This window comes from Vibrio sp. (genome assembly GCF_050299255.1).
GTDB lineage: Bacteria > Pseudomonadota > Gammaproteobacteria > Enterobacterales > Vibrionaceae > Vibrio.
The window spans coordinates 1-15,814 of the sequence record NZ_JBNKVP010000076.1 but is presented as its reverse complement, the minus strand read 5'-3'; the positions used below and the strand labels follow the sequence as shown (position 1 = coordinate 15,814).

Here is a 15,814-nt window from a genome sequence, read left to right as displayed (position 1 = left end):
CTCTACTGTTCAATTTCAGATGAGTATTTCTATGGCAAAATGATTCATACCATTTTGAGCGAGCTGCGGCGTTAAAACGTTTCGGGGCAAAAATGCTTTAGAGCACAAACCTCAAATCGCTTGAGTACTTTTGAATCACTTCTTCATCATCTTTGCTAAATCAGCAAATGGATTGTATGTCGCCACTTGGTGTTCATCTTCTCCGGGCTTTATTTCACTACCATGAAGTTCAGATTCTAGGTATTTACTATGCTCATGATCGTGGCAATAGAGACATAACAACTCCCAGTTGCTGCCATCTTCGGGGCTATTCGTATGGTCATGATCTTTGTGGTGAACTGTTAATTCGCGCAGATTTGAATATACAAACTCTCGAGCACACCTTCCGCATACCCAAGGATAAAGTTTTAGTGCTTTCTCTCGGTAATCGGCTTCTTTACGTGCGTAACGGGCACTGGTTCCGTAATTGTCTGATGACATCATTGTTCATCTATGCGAATAGCCACCAGTAAAGCAGCTACTTTTAGTATGACCCAAAGTACGTCAAATCACAGCTCTGAAAAATCATGATTTAAATAGGTATAACTTTAAAAGAGGCAAAAAAAGTCAACGACGTATCGTTGACTCATGAGTTATCGAAAATATAACTGGCTTTGTCCAGTTATATGGCAAAATCTTCCAACGACTTACCGCTATCTAAAGCCGATTGAATTACCGCAGGAGTACGACCTTGACCTGTCCAAGTTTTCTTCTTTCCAGAGGCATCGATGTACTTGTATTTTGCAGGGCGAGGCTTGCGACTACTTTGAGATTTGGAAGATTTGGAAGATTTGGAAGATTTGGTAGCAGTAGAAAGTGCTGAAATTAGATCATTAATATCTAATCCTTGTTCCGCAATTTGTTTGGTAATTTCCGCAAGTTGCTCTTCTTTCTCTGCTTGCTTTTCGCGAATTTTAGCCTCTTCTTCTCTACGCTCCTCTACAACGGTTGAAAGTTTACTAAAAGCTTCTTCCAACTGCTCCAGGGTCATTTCACGAGCAAACGCTCTTAGGCTGCGAAGATTAAGTAATATTTTTAAAAGATCGTTCATTAGAACCTCGTAATATTAGGTAAACTGACTGTACCCGTTAGTTGAAATTATGATTATTTATAGTGATAAAGCAAGATTGGTTAGATTTATACTTCCCATGTCATAGTTTTCAAAGCCCATTTGGGTAATTAATATCAGGGAAAGCTTCCAGTTACAAAGTCCAGTCAGCTCTAATCTGGACATTTTTGATTTAGAAATGGCGGCGAACCGATGTGAACTCTGCCGTTTCATTATGGTACTAATACTTAGGATGAGAATATTCCTCTCCCATACCTTTATTGATATACGAGCAGCTTTTCGACCGATCCTTTTCCGGTAGGCGAAGCCAAATATCGAGATTTATTACTCCACGCTCTTGGATTTTCGTAATCAGGTGATCCCGGCAGCTCTGCGTCCCATAAAAAGGGTGCCTATACGCTTTACCATTGGGTAACCTCAGATCCAGCCGGTATATCGATTCGGTAATTTCTTGGCCATCTTTAATACCCACAAAGGTCTCGCACCTTGTGCTGATTAACTCAACCGATGCCACCGTCACTGTCATGCTCTCCATGCTGCTCTCCTGAAATAAAATTAAAAAAATATTGGTGTGGGGCTTGCTTTGTAATTTCCGGTGTTAACGTGATACCAATTCTTACCGTCTTAGCGTCGTATCCGGAGCTGACGTAGAAGATAATCATCAATAAATCAGATAGTTGAGGCGTCAAATGTTGAACGAAATATACTTGGCAATGGTCAATGTGCTCACAGAGGAGATGAGCATGTTAGAAATCTCTGTCGCGGTCCTGATAGGTGGCTATCTTGGCCGGCGCCAGTGGATATCTCTGTTCCGGTTAATCACCGTATACATGGTGCGGAGCGAGGAAACCCGGTGGTTTCTCAATGAGCTTCGCGCGCTGAAGCAGAGTTTGGTCGACGAATTTGTGGAGAAAAAATAACTCAGCGCTCTTATGAGCGCTGAGTCGTTTTGGCTTAATGAGATTTTTGTTTCTTAGTCTTGGCACGAGCCGCATTTTGTTGCTCGTAGGTCTCTTTCAATTGTTTAAGTTCTTCCTCAGACAGTTTCTGCTCAATATTCAAAGCAAAACCATGTTCATGCATTTCCGCTAGGCGCAACGGCGTGTAGTAACGTCGTAGACCCAGGACATGGAAAACATCTTTCAGATTGTGTGTTACTGGTTTGATTGGCAACCAGGTCTTTTGCTCACGATTCAGCAGCAAGAAACAATCTTCACCAAATTTCTGACGAATTTTGTCTAGATACTTGTTGTCTTCATAAATCACTTCGTTAGCTTTATTGACCAGATCCACCATCATGTCGAACGGACGTGCGATTTCCATACCTTTCACGGTGATTTGGAATTGCATCCATTCGCTGTTCATTAGCTCTTCGACGCTGCGGTAATCCACAATTATGTCGCCCATCGGGGTAAACACGTAGTCGTTTTCGCGCGCGTCCAAATCAAGAATGGTGTTATAAAAATCAAACTGATAATTCTCATCCTTGAGTGGTTCTGCCCAGCTGATGTCCACCAATGGCTCCGCTGTGGCACCGAACAGGTAGGCTGCCGCTGGTGAGCTTTTCGCAGAGATTTTGCCCAGCCGTGAAAATACCGATTGGTCGACGCCTTTGCGGTCAATCAGACTGACGGTATCCGGTTGGCTGACGACGAAATGCAACTGGTCACGGCGAATGGTTACCTTGTCGTTGGTAAAGCCGAACACATTTAGTCCTGAGTTGCTGACCAGGTGCTTAGCGGCCAATGTTTCCACGTAAGCCAGGTTTTCTTCCGGTGAGGCATCACTGTCATAAGTGAACCGGATTTTCAAACGACCGTAGCCCTCTTTGAACAGATCAAAGTCATGCTGATATTTACGTTTACTAAAGTAAGCATCCAAATCACGATTGAACTGCACAGACCAAAAAATGTTGGCATAGGTTTCGTCATTTTCCTGGCCAATCAATGTTGGGTCTGTATAGAGTTGTACGATATGTTTTAACGTCATTGTTGTTCTCTCCTAGTGTGAAGCCTTGCGACTTCAATTGATCAAATAAACCCATTGTAAGATGAGCTATCAAAAACTCGCCTTAGAATGGGGAGGTCTAAGACCTCACTCCATAATTTATTCCGTTTGTAGACATTGTTGCCATTGCTGCGCCACAAGTGGGAAACCATTGGGTCCCAACTCATTTAACACATCCAGCCAGTCCACCGATTTACGGCCGCCTAATTCGAGCGGAGGGGTAACCCGGATAACTGAAATGCCCATTTCCAACAAACGTTCTTCACACTTCTTCGCGGCAATTTCACCCGTTTGAGACTCATCTTTATCTTCAAAGATATAGACGTATTGAGTACCCTCACGTGGCATGTAATTCGCCAGTCCACCTGCGTTAATGGTGCAGTCCATCGGCATTGCGGTCACTTGCTTTACAGCCAGTACCGTTTCAAGCCCCTCTCCAAGTCCCACAACGGGGGATGGTGGGTCTATGAAACAAGCGCAATGGGTGGTTTCTAAACCGTATCCACCGGGCATCATACGTTTTATTTCAAATCCGTCCTTGGCAAAACTGGCCTTATTGCCATGTTCATCAAGGTAGATTCGGTGCAGACGCCGCGGTTCACCCAGCGGTGTACGAACCATGATCAGGATACATGGGTGATTTCCCATGTTGGCCATAATGGGCGCACCTTTACGTTCAATAAAACCGTCAAAGCTTGGATGGCTTTGGCAGTAACGGACCAATTCTTCTCGCTCAGACACATCCTGCTCATTCCGGTCATCCGACGGATGCGGAATAGGAATAAAATATGTCATTGCCGGATGAAATTTCACCTGATCTTTCATCGCAGTATGAAGGTTGGTCACCCCACGTCTAGCAAAATATTTTGCTGCCGGTAAGGCCTGTTCGTCGTAAAGAAATACCGCTTCAGACCAGGCTTTGTTCATCGCAGAACGATTTCGTTCAGCCTTTTTGATCTCCGCGTAAGTGGGTGGTTTAGGCCCCATTTTTTTCCGAATTTTTCTTTCTGATGGCTGGTAGTTAGGATCTCGTTTAAAGCCGATTTGCCGTTTAACTTCGTCAATCATGTCTTTAAATGAACTATACCCGTTGTATTCCATCAGGTAGTCAAACGCGGAAAACCGTGTTTTGCATTTGTAGCAGTATCCAGCGCCCGTCTCAGCCGCATCCTTAAACAACACAAAATTACCCTTGTTGTTCCAGAGTTGGTGTTCAGAGCATTGGTAGTCCGGACAGATATCAAAGCGCTTTGAATTTTGAGTGCCAATATAATCAATGGCACCATCCAAGTCAGTTAGCTCGCGCAATAAACGAAGGTAACCGTAACTTTGAATCGCGTCATACAGCTGCTGCTTTTCATGTTCATAATTTCTTCGCATCGTTACTCCTAATGTTTTCCCTTCCGGGATGTGTGCATACCCGAAGGTATGCACGAATTGATTAAATGACCTCTTTGGCTACACGCAGTAGCTCACTAGGCAGGTCGGTAAACTTTTTCACGTTTAACCAAACGCCTTTGCCATAAACATAATCCAATTGTGGAATGTCATAGCTTGTGACTCCCACCCCCACACACATCACCTTAACGTCATTCTCTTTGAGAGTGTCGACTATGGCTTTGGTTGTGCTGGTATTGTTCGGCGAGCCATCCGTTATCATGATTGCCACCTTTTTGTTGGACTCCATTCGGAACAGGGCATGAGCCGCAGCCCAGTACGCTTCTGTTGCCGGAGTTGAATTCCAAGCCGTTAGTGATGCAATCCGGCCTTTGACTTTATTACCAAAGTGCTCCCCTGGCCGTTGAACTTCAACCAGGTTTGATTCACCAATTCCAAAGGCATAACAGCAAGTTTGTGCGCCTTCAATTTGGTCCAGACACTGCAGCAAAGCGAAAGTTGCCACCTTGACTGCTTCCATGTCTGCCCCCATTGAGCCAGAGGAATCGGCTAGAACCGCTACATCGCAGTTCACTTCCTCTCGCTCAGTGAATTTGCGTTTGAAGATACGCGTATTCCCTGTTGCTAGTCTGTGAACTTTACTCTTAGCAATTCGTCGACCACGGCGAACCGTCTGTCGTTGAGATCGAGTCTGATCCTCAATGAGACGGATCAGGCTGTGGCGTAAGGTATTGGTTGTTGATATTGAGTGATGTTCAAAATTGGAAATCTCCATTGGTGAAACATCAATCTGTAACTCCGAACCCGTTCCTACGTTTTCTGCCTCAAGAGCGGTTAACGGTTCCTGGTTTTCATCCTGACTTAATACTTCTTTCAGAATTTCACCCAGATCACTTTCACCCAAGTCTTCAGTTGTAGCTTCCAAAAACTGCTGGATGAATTCGCGCCCTTCGTCATTCAGTCCACCAGCACCCTTTCCAGAATTGTTCGCGGAAGGGGCATTATCGGTGTCTTGGCCATCGTCCCCATCATCCGAAGAATCAGAAGCAGAGCCTTGGCCATCGTCCTCCCCATCATCCGAAGAATCAGAAGCAGAGCCTTGGCTATCGTCCCCATCATCCGAAGAATCAGAAGCATTTGAACCTTGTTCCTCTTCCCCTTCCCCTTCGTCAGATGAGTCAGAGTTTTCGGAACTTTGATTGTTATCTTCAGGTTCTTCTTTTTCCGGTTGATCTACCAAATCCTTCAAGAAGGCTTTGACTCGATAGGCTAACGCCAGTGAATCGGCTGAACTTTGGGTCAACAAGGTGTCATCTAACAGTTCCATCAAACTACTCATGACAAAGAAGTTGAGTGATTTGGTTAGCTGTAATTCCAGCGCCTTGGTGTTGTCATCCCAAATTGGATACCCGGTTAACTTGCCGCGCACATAATAAAAAATGTACGACGACAGTAAGTTAGCCGGAGTTGCGTCCTCTTTCGGTTGATACGGAATGACTTTAGCGGCAGTTACTGCAAAGTATTTCCGTACACCAGGGAACGGTGTCAACATCGCCGTTTCAATCCGAGTATCCTCGATAACCTGGAGCAAGTGTTCGGCGATCGGATCGTTTGATACAGATTCAAAAACGGACAAATCTGAGTAACGCTTGTGCCCCGCTTCGTGAGCACAGAATCCCCAAGTCACATCGAGCATTTCAGGGATAGGTTTGGGAATGGAGATGGTCTCGCCATCGAACCAAGCTTCACCACGCTCTGATAACTGGATTTTGCAACCAAATGACTCAGCGTAAACGCCAGCCATGATGACTACGCTTTTCGCGAGATTACGTTCTACTAATGCCATAGTGTTTTCCTTTTGTGATGCCCTTTCGAGCGTTTAGGTAGGTTTGCCGCGCCAAACAATTTTGGTGTCACTAAGCGGCAGTGACGTTCTGCCAAGAGGCAAAATCACTGATATTACTGATAATACACCTCAAATTTCTTGATTACAAAATTTGATAACTGAATTTCAGTATAGGCAGTATTACAATAGGAGCTGGCACTCACGGATTTGCTCCCAAAATCACTTTGCGCCCAACTCATGCTTGGTCCGGCAATCGATGAAATGCTGGCGCTTGCAGAAATGTAAGGGCCACCACCTGAACATTGCTGTTGTACGGTTGAACTTTCAGAGACGCCCACCATAGCGCCCCATTGGCCACTGAGAGTGACGGTTTTACTGTTCCATCCTGTTTTATTGGCATTGTATTTATAGAAAGCAGTGGCTTTCCAATTTGAGTAGGTGTGAGGAACATTTAGCGTAATCGTACCGGCACCCTCGTAGATGGTATTCCAGCCCGGTGTCGGTTTGCTGCTGCCGCCGCTGCCGCCGTCCACATTTGCCAGTTTCTGTTCGATATAGTCTTTGATGTCGTTGCTGACGCCCTGTGTGGAGGTAATCTGTCCGGTCGCTTTTGAGATATCAATTCTTGGAGACCCTGTTGCGTCATCTAAATTTATAGAGGGCTTTCCCATCGAACGACTGAGGTTCAATACCGGCTCGCCAGTTGCATTATCCAAGTTCAGCTTCGGACTCCAGCTGATGGCCGGCGCGCTCGAGGCTTGGTAGAAGGGCTTGTCCGCCCGGCTACTTTTGCTTATGTTTTCATAGGGCTGAGAACTTGCACTTTGCTTGATGTCGGCAACACCCGCCGAGATGTGCGAGCTGAACAGTATGCTAAGTATCAGCGGTAAATATTTCAGGTTGGGGAGTATGTTCATTGTTTTGAATCCTTACAAATAGCACGGCCCCGTATGAAACGGGGTTTAAGAGTGCGTGGGGGATAGGGCATAAAATTATGCGGGTATGGAAAGTTTATTTTTTTTCCTACCGGTAGGATTCAGTCTGTTTAGAGGTTGCGAGTGACTTCAAATGATTAATGGTTATATCACTTAAGCCTTAATTAAATCCTTCATGTCTATGGGTAGTAAGCTTCCATTTTGGTTATCACAAAGTTTCTGATATGAGATTCGGCGTATGCACTCACGCAACTTCCACCTCTAGCAGAGTCTGTATCGTCAGCCGAGGCAGGAGCTGAAATAGAGTTTCCTACACTAAATGTCAGTTTTGCCGTAGCCGATGCTGTGGCTGAGTAATTGTCACCACCGCATTTTTGGCTTCTTGTTTGAGTTGCAGTGGCTCCAACAGCTGTTACGCTTGCGCTTAAATATCCAGAGCCACTACCCGTTTTCCATGAGGCATTTTGCCCCGTCCCAGTGTAGGTATAGCACTTAAAATAGATCTTAAACTGGTTCCACCCGCCTTGAGGTGTGAGTTCTCTTGTACCCGTTGCGTCATCGTAGACCACGGACCAGCCGGAGACGGAACCTCCACTTCCCCCACCCTCTTTCAATTTATCATCAATATAGGTTTTGATGTCGTTGCTGACGCCTGATGTTGATTTTATGTTTCCAGATGCATTTGTTAGGTTGATATAAGGACTGCCGTTGGCTTTGTCCAAATTTATTGCAGGCTTTCCTGATGCATTGTCCAGATTCACTTTCGGACTCCAGCTGATAGCCGGTGCCGAAGCGTTCTGGAACTTTGGCGTCGTTACCGATGTACTGGCGTTGACCGTTGAATAGGCTCGCGCCTGGGAAGAGTTTTTCATATCGGCCACACCGGCCGTAGCCGTGAGACTGCCAAATATGGTGATTGACGATACCGCCAAGACCAACAGGCCTTTATTCAGTCCGTTATTCATATTGTTATTCCTAGATAAAAAGCAGCAAAAATCGCCCCGACGCACTGCGTCGAAGCGGCTTAAATAAGAAAGGTGTGTTGAATGGGCATAGAGATATGCAAGTGGCTCTATTTTAACCGCATTGAGGTGAAATAACCAGACGTGACTCGCAATATACTTCTTGTTTTCAATAAGATGCTTGACACTTACCTGGGCTGACCAATTGGTCCCGGCGACACTACATCAAACACCTTACTGCCATTTTTCCGGCAACAACGGAACGGTCGATACAGTTTGAAGATGGCGGTGTTATTGGGGTTAGAGCGCGAAAATTCCTTCGTCAGATCGTCATCTATTCGTTGTTTGGCGAGACTCATACTGGTCAATCTGTTTTCTTCCGCGCCATATCGCGTGCAACGGTCCCCTTTAAACGGGTACACCATATCCAGCTTGTAACTCTTGGCGTCTTGAGGTGTCTGATACTTCTGTCCGGTGAAGCTGCTACTGGCGTATTGCGGTAGTGGCACATAGATGTGTAAGCCTGCCAGCCCTGAAAATAAACCACGGTTTTCGCCTGCGATATTGGTGGCGCGAAGTGCGGTTTCCACCGCCGCCTTAAAGCGGTTATTAGTGTTGGTGTACCCAGAGCGAGGGAATGTTGACCCATAAGAACGGCCGACATCGTTAAATTCAAGATACTTGATTTGATAGAGCGCAAGTAGGATGGTTTCCGAGGTGGCCAACCAGCGCCAAGAGAATTGATCGAGAGTGGAATTGAAATAAGGCACGCCGGGTAACGTGGGCGCTTGGCAGTATCCGGCAATACCGATCACCTGCCCCGCAAAGCCATCGAATACATTTCGCTCCAAATTGCCAGAGACCTGGGCGTCGTTGTATAAAAATTTGTTGTTTAGGCTCTGAGTGGTCTGCCCTACCGCTTCAGCCAAGTTAGACTGAATTGAGTTGGTCAATAACGAGTCTGCCAGCGCTTTGGAGGCTTTCCACCAGTATGGGTACATCATCATGATGTCATCTGAGACGCTGTTGGAACTAGGCAACACCGTGCCCTGAGGTACTTCGTCAATTGGATCATTCGGCGCTTGAGGCAACACTTCAACATGCACATCCCTTACAAAGTGCTCAACGGCGACACCGGTGGTATAAACCGGCCCCCAGAAAGTCCATCTGACGGATAAACACAGGCCGACAATGGAGTATTCCATGCAATCCATCAGCTGCGGGATATTGCCATAGTCGTTATCCAATGAATAATTCCACTCATCCCCTACCGACCAAGGGACTCGTTGCTCTTGTTCGGTTTTTACGCCGCCTGATGAATCCGTCAGCTCTTGGAGAATGCCGTTATCCGTTTGAGTATTGATTTCACCGAGGCCATTTTGTCCCTGCATCAGCATGCTGGCGTCGAGGTTGCCCATATTCGATATATTGTTGATATTGATTTGGTTCGCCATATTTTGAATTTCTTGAAGTGATGGCATAGAGCTGTTCCCGCTGGCAAAAACGACCGCAGGAAACATCAACATTACACAGAACCATTGTTTCGCCATGTGGCACCTCATTTCACTATTTTGCTGTTGCCTGGTTGAAGGCATCGATGGCTTCTTTTACCGATACGCCATAGGCGATGTAGTGATCGTTTATCACTACTGCGGGTATTCGGGTAACTTGATACAGTTTGGCCAAACTGATGCCCAATTGACTTCTGAGCAGTTCAGGTGAGTAAGCTTTCAGATATGGAGTGACATTCTTTTGTAGATACGCCATTTTTACCGACTCCGGTTCCTTGTTGAGCTTGGCCGGAAAGGTCGATTGAAAATGAGTTAAAATGAGCTTCGATTGGTCGACGGCGAACGGGTGGAAACTGGCTGCCCCTGCCTCTTTACGAGCGTTGTCCAAGCCTGAACTCATTGCCTGTGTGGTGGTCAGCCAGACCACTTTGTTAACTTTTATGTTCTCGCTGGCGTTGGCAACGTTAAACAGGCTCCCAATGATGACTATAACCATCAGTACGTGGCGAAGCATGGTGCGTATCCCCCTTTTAAAACGCTAGATTTCGTTCTAATGCGATTAACAATTCCACACGTCGATTGCAGGCGCGGCCTTGGACGTTGTTATTGTTGCACTTAGGCACTTCTTCGCCTTCGGAGTACGCCCGAACGCGAAACGGGTGGACTTTGTTATCCAGTAAAACGTTGGCAACGGCAGTGGCGCGTTTTTCTCCTAGTTGGATGTTCGAAGCCGGACTGCCCACGTTGTCGGTATGGCCGGCCACTTCTATGGTCGTTTCTGGATAAGAATTGAGAAAATGCGCCAGCTTTTTCAGCTTATCTTTCATCATCCGATTTAATTGGGCGCCACCGCTTCGGAAGCCATAGGCAGTGGGAATGACAATTTTCACCACTTGGTCAGTCTGTTTGGTGACTTCCAAGTCCAAAAATGACACTTTCAGCATTTGGTATTGCTGCTGCAAATAGGTGTCCGATGAGTATTGAATCTGTTCGTTGGCGCTGGCAACGGTTGCAAACAGAGAACTTACGACAAAAAGCCACAGGTTAAACGTCAATTTCATTGAAAGAGTTCCTTATATTCCAGTCGACCATTGATACCCCTGGCCTTATCTAATCGGTTTGCCATTTCATATACGGCTTCCAGTTCATCGTCGGTACCAATTTCATTCATGAGTTTGCGGCGCTCTGCTTTTTCGCTGGATTCTGTCATTGCCACCGCCAGCATCAGGGATGGTGGGGTGACGCGGAACAAAATGCGGTGATGCTTTGAAATGGCGACCCCTTCGGTGTAACAGCGGTCCAGTTTGCGAGTGCTGACCATCAGATGGACGTCTTCATCAGAGAGGTTTTTTATGTCTTGGACTTTTCTGGCTTCTTCTAGCCCGAAGTTGAGGCAGTAAAACCACTCGATGTTGTTGAGAATTTTTTTGGACTCCCCAGCCAAATCCGCCAGATCCTGAGTGGCAAAAAATGGGATATGGCCGAGTTTACGTGCGGTTTTGACCACTCGAGTTAGGATTTTACCCAGCATGTTGTTGTTGAGTATCAAGTGCGCTTCATCGGTGATGGACACCACATCGCGTTCGTCAAACTGATAGGCTTCACTCAGATTGTTGATGTGTTGCATTAGCGATAACACAGCAACGTTCAATTGGGCAACATAACTGTCCTGCGCCAGCAAGCCTAAGTTGAACACCATAATATCGGTATCGGGCCAGCTTTCACCGACTTCATTAAACAAGGTGTGGTTAATGCCAGTGGTGAAGGCTTCTAACGACAATGCCATTTCACGGAGCAAATGACGTTTGGTCGTGGGTAAATCCTGGCTCTTGTCTTCGGCCATTTTATTGAGCGTAAACATAACATCACTGACGACAGCTGGTTTCGCGTGACCAAGACCTTCTGCAATGCCCTCAGCTCTAAGCCGCTTTGCTGTTTCCACCAAACTTTGGCGGATCATGGAGCGGTCGGCGCGGGTATAACGGTCAAACTCGGACTGTTCTGAACCGGTGATCATCAACAGCAACACCAACTCCAGTTCACCTAATATGTCGCCTTGTTTGGTGATATCTTTTTTCTCTTCTTTGCCGGTCTCGGTGAGATCTTCGTATTCAATGTCTTCAAAATTATCGATGGTTTCCTGCTCATCCACTGAATCTTCCAACACCTTGTCGAGATTGGAAAATGGCGCCAGCTTCGGAACCGATTCAGGCATAACTTTGAGGTAATTGACAGTCAGGCCTTTTTTCTCCCAGTCTTTCGCGGCCATCGAGAATGAATCACCGTATTCAATCAAGAACAGTCGCGGCCGCTTCATCGCCATGATGGAATAAACAAGCTGTGTGATGGTGACCGATTTACCGGCACCACTCGGCCCGGCAATAAAACCAAAACTGTTGTTGTCTTTGTCCGCTTTGGACATCGGATCGAAAAATACCGGAGTGCCGCCTCGATTGAAAAAGCTGATGCATGGGTTCCCCGTCCCCTCGCCCCGGCCAAAACCAAAGAACAGGTTGGCGCTGTGCTGTGACCACATTGTGCGTAGGTACATGCCCTTATCTTTTTCTGGCCGGAAGTTCATCGGCAGGTGGTTGATGAAACTATCCAGCGATAAGCCATCCACTTTGTCTTTGTAGAGCATGATGTTGCTATTGGCGAGGGTGGAAACCACTTTGCGCTGGTTGTCATCGAGCTCAGTCAGGTTCTGGCCGGAAACATACACGCCCATCGTGACGAACACTTTTCTCTCATTGCTTTGCAGCAGTGAGTCTACTTCTTCCAGATTCCGCGCGGCCACTTTGGCTTCATTGGAGGTACCTTTTGACGACTTGGCGGTTTTACCAAACCTACGGTCAAAGTCTGGCTGTGGCGCAATTACCACCGTTTTACTCAAAATGGTGTTGTTCGGCAACGCATCCAAAACACAGAAATTGGTTTCGTGTGCCCCATCCCCTTCCGATACCTCTCCGGTGAGGGCACCAATTCTTGGGGCTTTACGTAAACTGCCAAATCTCAAGAATCGACTAGGTGCGCCGTTGAAGTACCAGCAGTTATCATCCACATCACTTTTCGGTGGCTCAGACAGCAACGCTTCGCACAGGTCATCACCGATCAGCAACTCACTATCGATGTCGCACATCCGTTCATAATACTGCTCTTTGCTGTCGAATAGGTTCAGTTCTGGATTGGGGTTGAAGAACTTGAACAACCACCCAAACATAGCCACGTCATCATCCAGCTCATATTGAATCCCCGCCTGCGAAAGTTTGACACTCAAGTCCTTATACAACTGGGTAATTTCATCGGTTGGACTGTGTTTACCTGCCTGAAATCGGCTGACGTCTTTTCCAGACTGCCGGCGATAGATGATGAGTTTGGTACGAGGCATTTTGAAGCGCCACGGCTGGCTGGTCACTGCCCTGTCAAAGTACAGGCCTTCGTCTTTGGCTATGGTGCGGTAATGACGCTCCAAGAGTTTGATATAGGCTTCGGTAAACAGTGTTCCTTTGGCGTGAGGGACGACGTAATCACGCATGTGATCGATAATTGCTTCCACGGAGTTACTTTCATAGGTGAACTCTTGAATCACCCATTGGCCATCCAGGACATCCCGCTCGTCAAATAATCGGTAAATATCGCTCAGTGCATCGCGCACCTTGGCCAGTTGCTCGCCGGTTTTACCTTCCGTCGGTATCGGTTTAATGGTGAGTACCATGGCGCGAGAAATCAAATCTTCCAGAATGAACGTCTTAGATTCTGGATCGTAACCGGCATATGGCAACCGAGATGAGAAGCTAGGCAAATCCGTGTTGTAGCTGTCTTCTAGATGCTCTTGGCTGAAACCATCGTTTTCAGAAAATTTGGCCATGAACGATTTCAGGCCTTGGGTTATGGCATTCACTGACGGTCTCCTAAGTTCAGCTCACCTGGTAATGCATACTGATCGCGGTCATACATCTTAAATTCGCTCATCCACGCCGGAATTGGCATACCACCATCCTTTGAGAGTGAAGGCGCAAAGTAGATATACAAAGTTGGGTTAGGCAATCTTCGAAAACTCGGCTTGTGGTTGATGCCATTCGTTTGATACGCATCTAAAGCCAATTCATTTTGGTTGGCAGGCCTGCGCAATACCTGCATAACCTGGTTCCCGGTGGACTCTTCAGGCCGACCTTTACTGTCAAACACTTCTTTCATGGTGGCATCGGACGGTGGAATGATTTGGTCTTTCTTGCTCACACCATCTGAACTGCTGCATCCCAGTAGCAGAGCACAAAGCACGGCGCTTAGCGTTAGTCTTACCATTGCAGATACTCTCTTGCATTGTCTTGGTGGAAAATCTTGCGACCTTCCGGGTCATAATCAATAAGGACTGGCTCTTCAATATTCAGCACAACGGATTCGCCGGTTCTGACATACACCACATCAAACGCGCTTTTCTGTCTCTCTGCATACCACTTGGTCATTTCGGTGGCGCCGTCTGCGAAACCTTCTCCTGCGGCTTTTTGAACCGCATCGTTGACGACAGAAACGGTCACGCCGTCTGCATTGGTCGATTTGCTGCTGGCGGCAGTAGCCAGAGACGATGCCAGAGAGCCGAGCCCCGTTAGCGCCCCTTGGGTTCGAACGAATTCAGGGAAATTCGTGATGTACTGACCGGAAATACATGGCACACCATACTTATCCGAAATCCAGCCCAGGCCGCTGGTTTGTCCATCGCCTGAACCGGTACTTTTTACAGTACGAATCGTGCCGTCATTAAACACAAACGTCATCGTATCGATGGTGCCTCGGGCACATTCAAGCGTGAAGTCCCCTTCGGCGTACCCCTGAGCGGTCATCTCTTGCAAGTTTGGGATGTAGTGGCCGTTGGCCGCTAGATTTTCACCACCAATCAGAACCTTGAAACGGAAAGGATTTGATAATGCGTTATCGACTGGCACCCGGCCCAAAATCGCTGACATGCTGACGCTACCAAATAACGTTGAACCCTCTGGAATGGTGTAAATCGGCACGGCTTTCGACGTATCGTTATTTGGCAGGAGAGGAAATTGTGTTGGCGCGTTAGTGTCCGGAGCCACCGTAGCTAACTCTGTGGATCCTGAGGACCCAAATGAAACGGGATAGGATTGAACTGTTGTTCCGTCTTCCTTTGTTTCAACGACCTTATCATTTTGAGCGATCCACACTATTTCCTGACTGGATCTGGTTGGTCGGTTAACAGTGGATTGATTGTCTATGGGCTCAACCTCGGTGCCGGTAAGGCTGGAAATAGCATTATTGATTTCGGTTGGTTGGATGAGCTGTGTTAGTAGTGAGCTATCGCCATCACCAGGGTTGGCTCCGCTATCGACTTGTGCGACCGATATAGGCGCGACATCACTACCGGCAATGTCTGACACAACAGAGTTCGTTGGTGTGGGTTGATTGGCCAGCTGCTCTTTCAGCTCGTCCTGTTCTTGCTGCAGCTGCGTGATCTTTTGCTGTAAATGCTGAATCTGACTCGAATCGTTGCCCGAGTTATTATTGCGCTTTACCCTTTCCAGCTCATTTTTTAAATGAGTGTTTGTTTCTTTTTGTTGATTTAGTTCCGACTTGACTTGCTTAACTGTCGAAACCAACGTTTGCAGGGTGGTGTTCGTGTTGTTGAGTGGGCTATCTGTCGTTTGAACTAAACCTTCTGTGAGCTCCCGTTCAGTGGTCGCGATCTGCTCGTCCACCGATGGCACGCTATTGCTTTTACCCATCAGCAACAAGCCGGCCCCAATTAGGACAACCACAAATAGAATCTTATTTAGTGTAATCTTCACGCATACGCTCCGTTATTCGACAATGCAAATAACGGGAACGTGATAATTAGGTGGTTTGAAATGTTGCCAGAAATGCGGTAACAAAGAAATGCAGTCGCGGCGTAACTCGGATTTGGACAGAAACGTTTTAGGAGGGCTGCCCTGAACTATTTTGTTCAGATTAGAAAAAGTATCTTGAAACCTTAGTCGTTTGCTAGCTACATATGTCTAATGCTATATATTGTAACCCTTTACCCC

General features: G+C 46.8%; 14 protein-coding genes. 1 reads left to right on the top strand and 13 read right to left on the bottom strand.

Translation table 11 applies throughout. From position 1 onward, the window contains the following. Positions 1-135: 135 nt before the first annotated feature. Both ACQY6F_RS15675 and ACQY6F_RS15670 read right to left on the bottom strand, forming a co-directional pair. Positions 136-480 (bottom strand): YajD family HNH nuclease, encoded by a 345-nt coding sequence (locus tag ACQY6F_RS15675; protein WP_428775716.1) that lies wholly within the window; start codon positions 478-480, stop codon positions 136-138. A 181-nt stretch (positions 481-661) separates the two neighbouring features. Continuing rightward, complete coding sequence (locus ACQY6F_RS15670) at positions 662-1,090, bottom strand: H-NS family nucleoid-associated regulatory protein (protein ID WP_428775714.1); 429 nt, start codon at positions 1,088-1,090, stop codon at positions 662-664. A 761-nt stretch (positions 1,091-1,851) separates the two neighbouring features. On the opposite strand from ACQY6F_RS15670, the gene ACQY6F_RS15665 reads away from it, so the two are divergent. After that, a complete protein-coding gene (locus ACQY6F_RS15665; protein ID WP_428775713.1) occupies positions 1,852-2,028 on the top strand; it encodes a hypothetical protein in 177 nt (58 codons plus the stop codon). Between the two features lie 34 nt (positions 2,029-2,062). Here ACQY6F_RS15665 and ACQY6F_RS15660 read toward each other — a convergent pair whose 3' ends face one another. The 11 genes from ACQY6F_RS15660 to ACQY6F_RS15610 form a co-directional block, all read right to left on the bottom strand. Continuing rightward, a complete protein-coding gene (locus ACQY6F_RS15660; protein ID WP_428775711.1) occupies positions 2,063-3,097 on the bottom strand; it encodes a hypothetical protein in 1,035 nt (344 codons plus the stop codon). Positions 3,098-3,214: 117 nt separating this feature from the next. Continuing rightward, positions 3,215-4,495, bottom strand: a complete 1,281-nt coding sequence (locus tag ACQY6F_RS15655; RefSeq protein WP_428775709.1) for a toprim domain-containing protein — start codon at positions 4,493-4,495, stop codon at positions 3,215-3,217. Positions 4,496-4,556: 61 nt separating this feature from the next. After that, the gene (locus ACQY6F_RS15650) at positions 4,557-6,359 is read right to left on the bottom strand and encodes a VWA domain-containing protein (protein ID WP_428775707.1); all 1,803 of its coding nucleotides are present in this window, start codon (positions 6,357-6,359) and stop codon (positions 4,557-4,559) included. Positions 6,360-6,472: 113 nt separating this feature from the next. After that, positions 6,473-7,276 carry a hypothetical protein gene (locus ACQY6F_RS15645; protein WP_428775706.1) on the bottom strand — a complete coding sequence of 268 codons (804 nt, stop codon included), beginning with the start codon at positions 7,274-7,276 and terminating at the stop codon, positions 6,473-6,475. A gap of 197 nt (positions 7,277-7,473) precedes the next feature. Beyond that, a complete protein-coding gene (locus tag ACQY6F_RS15640) occupies positions 7,474-8,259 on the bottom strand; it encodes a hypothetical protein (RefSeq protein ID WP_428775705.1) in 786 nt (261 codons plus the stop codon). Positions 8,260-8,444: 185 nt separating this feature from the next. Beyond that, positions 8,445-9,737, bottom strand: coding sequence for a hypothetical protein (locus ACQY6F_RS15635; RefSeq protein WP_428775704.1), 1,293 nt, complete (start codon positions 9,735-9,737; stop codon positions 8,445-8,447). An 85-nt stretch (positions 9,738-9,822) separates the two neighbouring features. Beyond that, positions 9,823-10,281, bottom strand: coding sequence for a DUF1525 domain-containing protein (locus ACQY6F_RS15630; RefSeq protein WP_428775703.1), 459 nt, complete (start codon positions 10,279-10,281; stop codon positions 9,823-9,825). 16 nt (positions 10,282-10,297) lie between these two features. Next, positions 10,298-10,828: an OmpA family protein gene (locus tag ACQY6F_RS15625; protein ID WP_428775701.1), complete on the bottom strand. Its 531-nt coding sequence runs from the start codon at positions 10,826-10,828 to the stop codon at positions 10,298-10,300. After that, complete coding sequence (locus ACQY6F_RS15620) at positions 10,825-13,668, bottom strand: conjugative transfer ATPase (RefSeq protein ID WP_428775699.1); 2,844 nt, start codon at positions 13,666-13,668, stop codon at positions 10,825-10,827. Before ACQY6F_RS15620 ends, ACQY6F_RS15625 begins: the two co-directional genes overlap by 4 nt. Beyond that, entirely contained in the window at positions 13,665-14,072 is a 408-nt protein-coding gene (locus ACQY6F_RS15615; RefSeq protein WP_428775697.1) for a hypothetical protein, read from the bottom strand. Before ACQY6F_RS15615 ends, ACQY6F_RS15620 begins: the two co-directional genes overlap by 4 nt. Continuing rightward, positions 14,066-15,577: a TIGR03752 family integrating conjugative element protein gene (locus ACQY6F_RS15610; RefSeq protein ID WP_428775695.1), complete on the bottom strand. Its 1,512-nt coding sequence runs from the start codon at positions 15,575-15,577 to the stop codon at positions 14,066-14,068. Before ACQY6F_RS15610 ends, ACQY6F_RS15615 begins: the two co-directional genes overlap by 7 nt. Between the last annotated feature and the right edge of the window lie 237 nt (positions 15,578-15,814).